General features: G+C 66.9%; 10 protein-coding genes, 1 rRNA gene and 1 pseudogene. 9 read left to right on the top strand and 3 right to left on the bottom strand.

The features are described from left to right. Positions 1 to 110 (top strand): annotated as a pseudogene (locus tag JYA52_RS22235) (phage holin family protein); the annotation flags it as partial. Continuing rightward, entirely contained in the window at positions 107 to 736 is a 630-nt protein-coding gene (locus JYA52_RS00630) for a DUF3618 domain-containing protein (RefSeq protein ID WP_205651224.1), read from the top strand. The pseudogene JYA52_RS22235 and the gene JYA52_RS00630, both read left to right, overlap by 4 nt. 80 nt (positions 737 to 816) lie before the next feature. Here JYA52_RS00630 and JYA52_RS00625 read toward each other — a convergent pair whose 3' ends face one another. Beyond that, positions 817 to 1464 (bottom strand): TetR/AcrR family transcriptional regulator, encoded by a 648-nt coding sequence (locus JYA52_RS00625; RefSeq protein WP_205651223.1) that lies wholly within the window; start codon positions 1462 to 1464, stop codon positions 817 to 819. Between the two features lie 63 nt (positions 1465 to 1527). On the opposite strand from JYA52_RS00625, the gene JYA52_RS00620 reads away from it, so the two are divergent. The 7 genes from JYA52_RS00620 to JYA52_RS00590 all read left to right on the top strand — a co-directional run bounded on the left by JYA52_RS00620 (position 1528) and on the right by JYA52_RS00590 (position 10598). Then, on the top strand, positions 1528 to 2856 hold the full coding sequence (locus JYA52_RS00620; protein ID WP_205651222.1) for a nucleotide disphospho-sugar-binding domain-containing protein: 1329 nt from the start codon (positions 1528 to 1530) through the stop codon (positions 2854 to 2856). 85 nt (positions 2857 to 2941) lie between these two features. Continuing rightward, positions 2942 to 3811 (top strand): HNH endonuclease, encoded by an 870-nt coding sequence (locus JYA52_RS00615; RefSeq protein WP_205651221.1) that lies wholly within the window; start codon positions 2942 to 2944, stop codon positions 3809 to 3811. Between the two features lie 163 nt (positions 3812 to 3974). Next, positions 3975 to 5411, top strand: a complete 1437-nt coding sequence (locus tag JYA52_RS00610) for a flotillin family protein (protein WP_205651220.1) — start codon at positions 3975 to 3977, stop codon at positions 5409 to 5411. Next, a complete protein-coding gene (locus JYA52_RS00605) occupies positions 5404 to 5652 on the top strand; it encodes an NfeD C-terminal domain-containing protein (RefSeq protein WP_205651219.1) in 249 nt (82 codons plus the stop codon). Before JYA52_RS00610 ends, JYA52_RS00605 begins: the two co-directional genes overlap by 8 nt. Before the next feature lie 140 nt (positions 5653 to 5792). Further along, positions 5793 to 6950, top strand: coding sequence for a glycosyltransferase family 4 protein (locus JYA52_RS00600; RefSeq protein ID WP_205651218.1), 1158 nt, complete (start codon positions 5793 to 5795; stop codon positions 6948 to 6950). Then, positions 6947 to 8326: a UDP-glucose dehydrogenase family protein gene (locus JYA52_RS00595; protein WP_205651217.1), complete on the top strand. Its 1380-nt coding sequence runs from the start codon at positions 6947 to 6949 to the stop codon at positions 8324 to 8326. The genes JYA52_RS00600 and JYA52_RS00595 overlap by 4 nt, the downstream gene beginning before the upstream one ends. A gap of 121 nt (positions 8327 to 8447) precedes the next feature. Continuing rightward, on the top strand, positions 8448 to 10598 hold the full coding sequence (locus JYA52_RS00590; RefSeq protein WP_205651216.1) for a putative bifunctional diguanylate cyclase/phosphodiesterase: 2151 nt from the start codon (positions 8448 to 8450) through the stop codon (positions 10596 to 10598). A gap of 4 nt (positions 10599 to 10602) precedes the next feature. On the opposite strand, the gene JYA52_RS00585 is transcribed toward JYA52_RS00590, so the two are convergent. Then, on the bottom strand, positions 10603 to 11442 hold the full coding sequence (locus tag JYA52_RS00585; RefSeq protein WP_205651215.1) for an SDR family NAD(P)-dependent oxidoreductase: 840 nt from the start codon (positions 11440 to 11442) through the stop codon (positions 10603 to 10605). 655 nt (positions 11443 to 12097) lie between these two features. Then, positions 12098 to 12179, bottom strand: a 5S ribosomal RNA gene (gene rrf, locus JYA52_RS00580); the annotation flags it as partial.

The following is a 12179-nucleotide window of genomic DNA, read 5'->3' as shown; positions in this document are numbered from 1 at the left end:
TGGCATCGGTCGGCCGCAAGGAACTCAAAGCCATCAAGGGCATGCCCCAGACCGCCGAGACCATCCAGGAAATTCCCCCCACCCTGAAACCCAATGGAGATCACCGATGAGTGAAAACCCGGACGCCATCCGCGCCGACATCGAAGCCACCCGCGCCCGCCTCGGCACCAACGTGGACGCGGTCGCCGACAAAGTCACACCGTCCAACATCGTCCACCGGCAGACCGACAAGGTCAAAGAAGCCGTCTTCGGAGTAAAGGAGAAAGTCATGGGAGCAGCGGACCACACGTCGGAGCACGTCCACAGGGCCTCCGGCAACGCCGGATCCGCCATGGGCAACGCCGGCTCCGCCGTCAGCTCCACCCTCCACGACGCCGGCTCCGCCGTGGCCGACGCCCCGCACCAGGCAGCCGTGAAGACCCAGGGCAACCCCCTCGCCGCCGGCCTGATCGCCTTCGGCGCCGGCCTGCTGGTCTCCTCCCTGATTCCACCGAGCCAGAAGGAACGCGAAGCAGCCGAGGCCCTGAAAACCGCAGCCGAACCGGTCACCACCCAGCTGACCGATGCCGCCAAGGACATGGCCCAAGGCCTGAAGGAACCCGCCCAGGAAGCCATGGAAAACGTCAAAGCCACCGCCACCGACGCCGCCCAGCACGTCAAGGGAGAAAGCCAGACCGCCGTCTCCGACGTCAAAGCCAGCGCCACGGACGCCAAGGACCACGTCCAAAACACCTAAAAGCCCGCAGAACGACGGCGGCCGCCTCCCCTTCCGGTGAGGCGGCCGTCTTTTTGCGTCCTGGCCTGCCGTGGTGTTTACTACCGGACCAGGACCGCTTCAGCGAGCATGCGCTCCAGCCACCCGCGGTAGCGTTCCTGCTCCCATCCGGCCTGAACCACCAGCAGGTCGTACTGGTGCGGCGAGGTAAGCACCAGCAGGGTCGCGGCCATTTCCTCGGCTTCCACGTCCATCCGAAGCCCGGAACGCGTCTGCAGCACCTGGACCACCTTCGCAAAATCTGCCCGGATACGCTCCTGCAGCCCTGCATACGCCGCAGCGAGGTCGGAATCCCCCTGCGCGGCAGCCGCCAGCGCCTGCCACAGCGACCCGACCCGGCGGTTGAGTTCCGCCGCGAAAGCCGCCAGCCCGGCGACAGCCTCCTCGTTGCTGGTCTGCTCGAGCACGGCCTTTGCCTCGGGGACATCCAGGATGGAGCGCCCGCCGTCGACACCCGCCGAAGCGGTTTCCACCGCCGCCAGCAGAAGCATTCTCTTGGGGCCGTGGGCCTGAACAGTCTCCACCGAAACACCCGCTTCATCCGCGATGGCACCAAGGGTGGTCGCCGTGAATCCCCTCGCCGCGAAACAGCGGCCGGCGGCAACTACCACCCGCTGCCGCGTGGCGTCCGCCTGCGCATTCCGGAGCGTAGAGCGGTACCGGCGGCGACGTTTTTCCTGATCCTGCATATTGACTACTATGCCACGGTAATGAAAACTGTTACAACGCGATCATCCTCAGAGGAGACCCACATGGCATCGGTACTAGTTTGCTCCAGCCCCTTGGTTGGCCACGTAACGCCGATGCTCTCCGTAGCTGCAGGCCTTGTCCAGCGCGGACATGACGTCCGGTTCCTCACCGGGCAGCGCTACCGGGACCGCGTGGAGGACACCGGAGCAAGCTTCGTTCCCCTGCCTCCGGAAGCCGATTTCGACGACACGAATCTCGATGAGGCGTTTCCGGGCCGCATCGGCCTCAAGGGACCGAAGGGAATCCGGTTCGATATCAAGGAGATCTTCATGCGTCCGGGGAAGGCGCAGTACGAGGCAGTCCTCGCCACGCTCACGGAACATCCAGCCGATGCCGTCCTGGCCGAATCGCTGTTCATGGGCGCCGCGCTGCTGCTCAGCCAGCCGCGGTCCAGCCGTCCCGCCGTGGTGAACTGCGGCATCGTGCCGCTCAGCCTGGCGAGCAGGGACACGGCCCCCTACGGGTTGGGCATCCCGCCGATGGCGGGAGCGGCAGGCCGGCTCCGTAACCGGGCGCTGCAAACACTGACCGAGAAGGTGGTCTTCGGTCCGGTGCAGAAGTACGCGGACGCCGTCGCCCTGGACACCACGGGACGGCCGTTCCCGACGTTCTTCATGGACTGGCCGCGCGCCGCCGATTGCCTGGTCCAATTCACCGTTCCGGAGTTCGAATATCCACGGTCGGACCTTCCAGGAACGGTGCATTTTGTGGGGCCGGTCTCCCAAAGCGGCACGAAGAGCGCCGGAGAAACCGCCGCGGAGTTGTTGCCCGGTTGGTGGGAGGAACTCGACGCCGGCCGTCCGGTCGTGCACGTCACCCAAGGCACTGTCGCCAACCGGGATTTCGACGACCTGATCCGCCCCACCATCGACGGCCTGGCTGACGACGACGTCCTGGTCGTGGTCAGCACCGGCGGACGCCCCGTGGCAGATCTCGCCGGGCCGCTGCCGGACAACGTTCGCGTTGCGTCCTACCTGCCCTATGACCAACTGCTGGCCAAGACCGACGTGCTGGTCACCAACGGCGGCTACGGCGGCGTGCAGTTCGCGCTGCGGCACGGCGTCCCGCTCGTTGTGGCCGGCGAAACCGAGGAAAAAACCGAAGTATGCGCCCGCGTGGCCTGGTCGGGCGCCGGAATCAACCTCCGAACCAACCGTGCCACCCCCGAAGCGGTAGCCAGGGCCGTACGCGCCGTCCTGGCAAACAGTTCCTATCGCGAAGCAAGCGGCCGCATCGGGGGCTCAATCCGAACCTCACGGGGCGTGGATGAGCTGGCCGAGCTGGTGGAGACCATCGCCGCATCGAGCCCGCTGCGGGACGGAGCCGAATAGCGCCGCAGGCAGCCGCCCTCAGGGCGCACCCTCGAGAATCAACGTTGCCGGTCCGCCCGGGCTGGAACACTGCAAGAATATGCCTATGACAGCCATCATCCTGGCGTGGGACCCTGACCACCGTGACGGCTGGAACTACGCCGCCGCCGTCGAACTGGTGAGAGAAACAGGTCAGTCCGTGGCCCGCTGGACCGTGGCGGAACCGGTGAACGTCCCCGCCGGCGCTGAGGTGTGGCTCTTGCTGCGGGGCCGCCGCTGTGGGCTCCTGGGGCACGGCCTGGTCCTCTCGGCCGCGGCGCCGTCCGCACCGCATGCCGCGTCTGCCGGCGGGCCAGGCGAAGGCTCCCGTGCCGTCGTGGTGGCGTTCGATGCCCTCCTTCCGCCCGGTGACCAGATCCTGCCCGGGGTCCTTGCCGAAACCGTGCCTGAGGTTCCATGGGAGGATCTGTCAGAGCCGGCGGCCGTCCTTGATCCGGTGCTCGAGGCGGAAGTCCGTGCCGTGTGGCGGGAGTTCGGACCGGCCCAGGCGCAGGACCCGGTCCACCTCGTGCCGGGAAGCTATCCGGCGCAAGCGGTCATCCGGGTACAGGCCAACCGCCATGAATGCAGCGCTGAAGCACGGCGGATCTGCGTGGCCCATCACGGCACCAGCTGCGCCGTGTGCGGATTCTCCTTCGAGTCGGCCTATGGAGAGGCCGGCGCTGACTTCATCCAGGTCCACCATCTGGTGCCGGCCGGACAGATCGGCAATGACTATCAGCTCGATCCGGTGGTGGACCTGGTGCCGCTGTGCCCCAATTGCCACGCGATGGCGCACCTGGGTGTGGGCACGCCCCGGACCGTGGCGGAGCTCAAGCAGCTCATGGCCGGAGCCGGCTATCTTGCCGGGCAAACGGTGACCCCGGAAGAGCTGGAAGCCCAGCGGGATGCCCGCCGGATTTTGGAACAGCATTAGCAGGGCGGCCGCCGCCGGGTGAGCCCGGATCCGGATCATCAAATTGCTGGACTTTCCCGCACGCGCCCGGCGAGACTGTCTATGAAAGCTGGCAGTCCCGGCGCGTTCGGGCGTGCCGGCCGTATGCGCTTCGCCTTTTTCAATGACGTGAAAGGACACAATTATGGAAGCCCTGTCAGCTTTCCTCCCTGTTATCGCCACCATCGCCGGGGTCCTCGCCGGAATCGCTGTCATTTGGGTGGCCATAAAACTGATGTGGAAGGTGGCTGAGCCCAACGAGGCGCTGATCATTTCGGGCCTGACGCGCGGAACCCTCGAGAACACCGACGGGATGGACTTCAAGATAGTCACCGGCCGGGGCGCGCTCGTGGTTCCAGGGCTGCAAACGGTGCGGGCACTGTCCCTGACCCTGAATGAAACCGAGCTCAAGGTCTCGTGTGTCACCTCCCAGGGCATCCAGGTCATTGTCGATGGCGTGGTCATCTACAAAATCGGTGATGCACCGGCCTTCATCGCCAATGCCGCGCGAAGGTTCCTCGGCCAGCAGCCAAAGATGGAGAGCCAGGTCTACAACGTCTTTGAGGGACACCTCCGCTCCATCATCGGCAGCATGACCGTGGAGGAGATAATCCGCGAGCGCGACAAACTGGCTTCCCAGGTGCGCGGCGCGAGCGGCGTGGAAATGGAAAAGCTCGGACTCGTCGTCGATTCACTGCAGATCAAGGACCTGCAGGATCCCACCGGGTATATCCAGAACATCGCCAAGCCACACATTGCGCAGGTCAAGATGGAGGCCCGCATCGCGGAGGCCACCAGGAACCGCGAAGCCGCCGAGAAGGAAGCCGAGGCAGCGGCCCAGATCGCCGACGCCCAGAGCGTCTCGGCCATCAAACAGTCCGTCGCCCAGGCCAACGCCGAGCGGGCCAAGGCCAACGCCGCCCAGGCGGGGCCGCTGGCGGAAGCCACGGCCCGCCAGCAGGTGGTGGTCCAGGAAACCGAAGTAGCCAAGCTGGAGGCGGACCGCGAGGAACAGAAGCTCCAGACGGTCATCCGCAAGCCGGCCGATGCCAAGGCCTACGCGCAGCGGACCGAAGCCGAGGCCCAGAAGTCCGCGGACATCAGCGCCGCCGAAGCACGGGCCAAACGGACCGAACTCGAAGCACAGGCCAACGCCCGGCGCGTTGAAGTCGAGGCCCAGGCCAGCGCCACAGCCGCCGCGGCCATTGCGGGAGCCACCCGCGTGACAGGTGAGGCCGAGGCCGCTGCGACGAGGGCCCGGGGCGATGCCGCCGCGTCGGCGATCAAGGCCAAGGCCCTGGCGGAAGCCGAGGGCATCAAGGCCAGGGGCGACGCGCTGGAGACCAACCAGGACGCCGTCATCGCCCAGCAGCTGGCGGAGAACATGCCGGCCATCGTGTCGGCTGCGGCCGAGCCGTTTGGCCACGTGGGCCAGATGACCGTGCTGAACGGCGGCGACGGCCTGAACAGCATGATCGGCGGCATCCTCTCGCAGGCAGGTTCGTTCCTGCCGCGCCTGTCCACTGCCCTCAAAGACGGCCAGGACCCGGCCAAACGATCCCCGAAGCAGCCCCATGCATAGGAGCGCGGACCGCAGCCTGACGGGCAAGATCGGCAGGGTGACCGGACGCGTCGCGCCCGGCACCATCGGCGAGGTGATGCTGCCGTTCCGCGGCGGGACCAGCGCCTTCCATGCCCACCCGTTCGACAAAACCAGCATCTTCCCGGTCGGTGAAAAGGTGCTCGTCATCTACTTTGAACCGCCGCAAACGGTGTATGTGGATGAGCTGCCGGACATTCTCCGGCCCGACCCCGCGGGGTAACCGGCGCCGGACAAGCCAGCGTCGGCTGAACCGCCGTCAGCCGGGCCGGTCGATGCCCCGGCCCTCCTGTTAACCCAACCTTTCCCTCAGCGTCACGCCTGCTCCGCCGCAACGTCAGACGCCGCGACCACGGTGGAGGGGTGAGGATCGCAATAGTCGCTGAATCATTCCTGCCGCTGATGAACGGGGTTACGCACTCCATCCTGCGGGTGCTCGAGCACCTGCAGGAGCGCGGTGATGAGGTGATGGTGATTGCGCCGTCGACGTCGGACACCGATGTTCTCGATGTTGTCCACGGCGCGTTTGTGCACCGGCTTCCGTCCGTTCCGCTGGCCGGGTATGCGAATGTTCGGGTCGCGTTGGGTGGCGTATATCGGGTCAAGAGAATGCTTGCCGATTACGCCCCCGACGTGGTCCACCTGGCCTCGCCGTTCGTGCTCGGCTGGCGGGCGGCCCAGGCGGCGGCCCAGCTGGGCATCCCGACCGTGGCGATCTACCAGACCGAGGTTCCCAGCTACATGGCGCGCTACGGCGTGCCGTTCCTCGAGAACTGGGCCTGGACCCGGGTGGAGAACATCCATCTGCTGGCCGACCGGACGCTGGCGCCGTCCACGTTCGCGCTGAACCAGCTGCGCGGCCGCGGGATTCCGCGGGTGGACATGTGGCGGCGCGGTGTGGATACCGCGCGTTTTGCGCCGGAAAAGCGCGACGCCGGCTGGCGGGCAGCCGTGGCACCCGGCGGTGAGCGGATCATCGGCTACGTGGGGCGGCTCGCGGTAGAGAAGCAGGTCGAGGACCTGGCCGTGCTCGCCGATGTCCCGGGTACCCGTCTGGTCATCGTGGGCGACGGTCCGCAGCGTCCGGTCCTTGAAGAAGCCATGCCGGGCGCGGTTTTCACCGGATTCCTGGGCGGCGAGGAGCTGGCCAGGGCGGTGGCATCGTTTGATCTGTTCGTTCACCCGGGTGAATTCGAAACGTTCTGCCAGACCATCCAGGAGGCCATGGCGTCCGGGGTGACGGTGGTGGCCACGGGACGCGGCGGCCCCCTGGATCTGGTGGAAAACTCCCGGACCGGATGGCTGTACCGACCCGGAGACCTGACTGACCTGCGGAGCCGTGTGATGGACCTGATGGGCGACGACGCCAAGCGCCGCGCGTTCGCCGCGGCCGCGCACGCCTCGGTCCAGGACCGGACCTGGCCGGCTCTCAACGCGGAACTGGTCCGCCACTATGAGGGGGTCATCGCCACCTCCTCACTGGCTGCCGGACGCTCAACCATCGAAGGAGCCGGCCTGTGAAAATCTCCGTGATCGGGTGCGGCTACCTCGGCGCAGTCCACGCAGCCACTCTCGCGTCCATGGGCCACACGGTGGTGGGGATCGACGTCGATCCCGGCAAGGTCGAGCGCCTGGCCGGCGGCGACGCCCCCTTCTTCGAACCGGGCCTGGACGAACTGCTGCGCGACGGCCGGGCCACCGGCCGGCTCACCTTCTCCACAGATTTTGCCGCCGCTGCCGGCGCCCGAATCCACTTTCTCTGCGTCGGCACACCGCAGTCCAAAACCTCCGACGGCGCCGACCTGAGCTACCTGGTCTCCGCCACCGAAAGTCTCCTTCCGCACCTCAGCCGCGGTGCCGCCGTCGTCGGCAAGTCAACGGTGCCCGTGGGAACAGTTGACATGCTCGGTGGAATTCTCGCCGGCCGGCCGGATGTCCTGCTCGGCTGGAACCCGGAGTTCCTGCGCCAGGGTACGGCCGTGAAGGACACGCTGGTGCCCGACCGGCTGGTGTACGGAGCGCCGGGCGGCAGGGACGCCGCCTTTGAACCGGACGGCACACCGCGGGGAGTGACGGCCGTGCTGGATGCGGTGTATGAGCCGCTGCTGTGCGCCGGCATTCCACGGCTGGTCTGCAACTCCGCCACGGCTGAGCTGATCAAGTCTGCGTCCAACGCGTACCTGGCCACGAAGGTCAGCTTCATCAACGCGATGTCGGAGCTGTGCGACGCCTCCGGGGCCGACGTGCGGGAGCTCAGCGAGGCGATGGGGCTCGATCCCCGCATCGGAAACCGGTACCTGCACGCGGGGCTGGGTTTCGGCGGCGGGTGCCTGCCAAAGGACATCCGAAGCCTGAAGACCCAAGCCGCCATGCTGGGTGTCGAGTCGGCCAAGGACTGGATGGGGCTCGTTGATTCCGTCAACGCCGGGCAGAGGCTCCGGACCGTGGAGCTGGCCCGCGAGCTGTGCGAGGGCCATCTCGCCGGCCGGACGGTGACGGTGCTGGGTGCCGCGTTCAAACCGGACACGGACGACATCCGCGACTCGCCGGCCCTCGACGTCGCCCTGCGGCTCGCCGCGGCCGGCGCGCACGTGACCGTGACCGACCCGAAGGCCATCAACAACGCGTGGATGCGCTACCCGCAGCTGCGGTTCGAGCCCTCTTCGGCCCGGGCGCTGGAGGGCGCCGAGCTGGTGCTGCTGCTCACCGAATGGAATGAGTACCGCTCGTTGTCACCCGCCGCCGCCGGGCAGCTCGTACGACGGCGGACGCTGCTGGACGCGCGAAACGTCCTGGACGCTGCAGCCTGGGAAGCGGTGGGCTGGACGGTGCGGGGCCTGGGGACGAACGCCGGGGCGCCGCTGGTCGGACCCGTCGAGGCCAAGTACGCCCACTGAACACTTCCCCCCAGCTCCTTTCGGACGCTCCAGGGGTGGAGTCCGGCTGGGCCGGGACTCTATGATTTCCGGAGGGGGTATGTTCAATGAAGGATTTTTGGTCTCACGGGGAGCTTGCCTGATGGGCGCTCCTTTGCCGCCGGCGCAGCCGGGAAGTCCGGGCCTGGGGTTCCAGGCAGTCTTCGATGCGCTGCCGGACGCCGTCCTGGTCATCGCCGGTGACGGCTTGATCAGCCTCGCCAACACCGCCGCGGCGTCCATCTTCGGGTATGCCAAGCTTGATTTGATCGGCCGGGACCACCGGTTTGTCCTTCCGAACGGTTTCCACGACGGGTTTGAAGGGTACTTCGCCTCTCTTCGCCCCACCCAGGGTGCCGACGCACCAGCTCCTTCGCCTCTTGAGACGTACGGCCTTCGCAGCGACGGCAGCGAGTTCCAGGGCGAGGTGGCCTGCTCCCTGCTTGACGCGGAGGGGACAACCTTCCTTGTGGCGTCCTTCCGGCCGACGTTCCACCGGCAGGAGGCGGATGACGGGCTGCGCGAAGCGATGTCGCTGCTCAGCGCCACGCTGGAGTCGACGGCGGACGGCATCCTCGTGGTCGGCATCGACGGCAAGATCGCCGGGATGAACGATCAGTTTTCCGCCATGTGGCGCATCCCGCGCGAGCTGCTTGACACCCACGACGATGAAGCCGTGATGGGGTACGTCCTGGGTCAGCTCTCCGATCCGGAGACCTTCCTGGAGAAAGTTCACGAACTGTATGCGCATCCCGCCGCGGAGAGCCACGATGTCCTGGACTTCCGCGACGGCCGGACGTTCGAACGCTACTCACGGCCGCAGAAGGTGGATGACAAAGTGGTGGGCCGGGTCTGGAGCTTCCGCGATGTGACGCCGAGGCGCCACGCCCAGGAACAGGCGAAACGGGCGATGGCTGAACTCGCCGAGCAGGCGGAGCAGCTGAAGGCCATGGCCTTCCAGGACCCGCTGACCGGACTGGCCAACAGGAAACTGTTCCACGAGCAGCTGACCGAAGCGTTGCGCGGCGAGTGCAGCGCCGCCGTCGACGTCCTCCTCCTGGACCTGGACGACTTCAAGGAGGTCAACGATATCCTCGGCCACCACGCCGGCGACCAGATGCTGATAGAGGTGGCACGCCGGCTGCGGGCCTGCGTCCGCCCGGACGATACCGTGGCACGGCTGGGGGGCGACGAGTTCGTGGTGCTCCTGACCGGGTCCACGGATGCCGACAGCGTGGCGGAATGCATCGTGGAATCCCTGAACGTGCCGGTGCTGATCGATGGAGCCATGCTTCGGCCGAGCCTCAGCCTGGGCCTCGCGTCCATGAGTGAGGGCGTCATCGCGGCCTCGGAGCTGCTGCGCCGGGCGGACGTTGCCATGTACGCCGCCAAGGCTGCAGGCAAGAACCAGTACCTGCGGTTCCAGCCGGAGATGATGACGGCGCTGGTGCGGCGGACGGACATGGAAGCCGGCCTGCGGCTCGCCGTCGACAACGACGAGATCACCGTGAACTACCAGCCGATCGTGTCGCCGGTGCGTGGCGAGGTGGCCCAGTTCGAGGCCCTGGCGCGGTGGGATCGGAATGGCGAGAGAGTTCCGCCGTCGCAGTTCATTCCGACGGCGGAGCGCAGCGGCCTCATTTCGGCCATCGGCATGCACATGCTCCAAGAAAGCTTCACCCAGCTGCGCGCCTGGCTGGCCGGCTCCCCCGAGCGCTCCCTTGCCGTCAACGTCTCCGGAGTTCAGCTCCGGGAACGTGACTTCGCCGACGACGTGCTCCGGCTCGCTGAGTCCTGCGGCATGAACCCCGCGCAGCTGGTCCTGGAGGTGACGGAGAGCGTGTTTTTCGACCATGACGACCACGTGATCGAGCAGCTGGGACGCCTCCGCCACGCCGGGGTGAGCGTGGCCCTCGACGACTTCGGCACCGGGTACTCCTCGCTGGGGCGGCTTCAGGACCTTCCCGTGGACGCCGTGAAAATCGACAGGTCCTTCGTCTCCATGATCCGCACGGGCGCCGAGAAACTCCCGATCCTCAGCTCCATGATCAACATGGCGCACTCGCTGGGCCTGACCGTCACGGCCGAAGGGGTCGAGACGGCAGCGCAGGCGGCATACCTGACGGACCTGCAGTGCGACCTCCTGCAGGGCTACCTGTTTTCGTTCCCCGAACCGGACACCGGCCTGGAGATCGCCCTCCTCCGCTCAGCCGATGCCGTCGACGCGCTGGAGGGGATGCGGCTGCGGCGCTGACGCCTTATCGTGTCTCCGCCGTCTGCCCGGCCCGGACCATCTCTTCGCTCCGGTCCCAGAGCTCCCGCGCAAGCTGCGCGTCGTAGGCCTGCCTGTTGGCCTGGGCCAGCGCCCGCTTGGCGTAGTACGCGCCGGGAACCCAGTCCCGGCCCGGCGTGGAGGTGGCGAGCCACACCAGTGTGTCCGCGCCCTGTTCCGGGGTCAGCAGGAACCTGCTGATGAACGTTGTGTAGGCATGGCGGAACCAGCTCGTGGACTCGGCCGCGAAGTTGGTGGCCACCGCACCGGGGTGGAAGGCGGCCGCCGAGACTCCTGCCTCGCCGAAACGGTTCTGCAGCTCCGACGTGAACAGGATGTTGGCAAGCTTGGACGTGCCGTACGCGCGGTTCGTCGAGTACTTGCGCCCGCCATGAAGGTCGGCGAGATCCAGGTTACCGAAACCGTTGGCGGCGCTGGCGGTGTTGATCACCGTGGCGCGGCTTGCCACCAGGACGTCCATGAGTTCGGTGGTGAGCAGGAACGGGGCGAGGTGGTTTATCTGGAAGGTCTTCTCGTAGCCGTCCACGGTGAGCTCACGCCGGCCCATGATGCCGCCGGCGTTGTTGACCAGCACATCGATCGTCCCGTACTTTTCCTTGAGTGCAGCCGAGAGTTCGCGCACCTGGGCCAGCTCGGCAAAGTCGCTGACGAAGTAGTCGGCACCAAGTTCTGCAGCCACCGCCTTTGTCTTTTCCGCAGAACGGCCGACGACGACGATCCGCTCGCCTGACCTTGCCAGGTTCCGGGCGGCCGCGGCGCCGATCCCGTCGCTGGCTCCGGTGATGACGATGGTGCGCTGGGGCATGAGCAGTCCTTTGGTTGAGAAGCCGGGCGGTGGCCTGTCGCGAGCCGATTGTTGAGCTTGCCGAGAGTTGTTGAGCGTACCGAAATCCGCTGGTTGAGCCTGTCGAAACCCCTGGTTGAGCGTGTCGAAACCCACAGGCGCTCCGCTAACACAACGGCGCCGCGCCAGGATATGTTCCGACGCTCCCTCACATCCCGCCGCCCCCATCCAACGCTCCCTCACTTTTGGCCGCCTCCCACGGCAACGCTGCCTCACTTTTGGCCGCCTCCCAAGGCAACGCTCCCGCACTACTTGTCGGGTCATCACCGACGCTCCCTCACCACTTGTCGGTGACGACGGCGGTGTGGCGGGTTGGGGGACTGTCCCGGTTGGGGTGCCCGGGCGGGCTGGGGCGCTGCCCGGAAGGCTTCGGGTAGTGATGGAGCGTCCGGCTCTGCCCGGCAATTAGTGAGGGAGCGTGCCGGCCCCATGCGGCAACAAGTGAGGGAGGGTCCGGCTCTGCCCGGCAACAGGTGCGGGGGCGTTGGGCCTGGGCCGGCAAGTGGTGGGGGTGGTGGGGGTTTTTGTTGCCCGTGGTGGTGGGTGTGGTGGTGTTTGGGGTGTTTAAATGCGGGAGAGCCCCAACCGTGTGGTTGGGGCTCTCGACCTAATGGTTGTCCGGCGGTGACCTACTCTCCCACACCCTCCCGGGTGCAGTACCATCGGCGCTGTGGGTCTTAGCTTCCGGGTTCGGAATG

This window comes from Arthrobacter pascens (assembly GCF_017052465.1).
Classification (GTDB): Bacteria; Actinomycetota; Actinomycetes; order Actinomycetales; family Micrococcaceae; genus Arthrobacter; species Arthrobacter pascens.
Note: the sequence above shows the minus strand (reverse complement) of the source record. Positions and strands in the feature narration are given on the sequence as shown.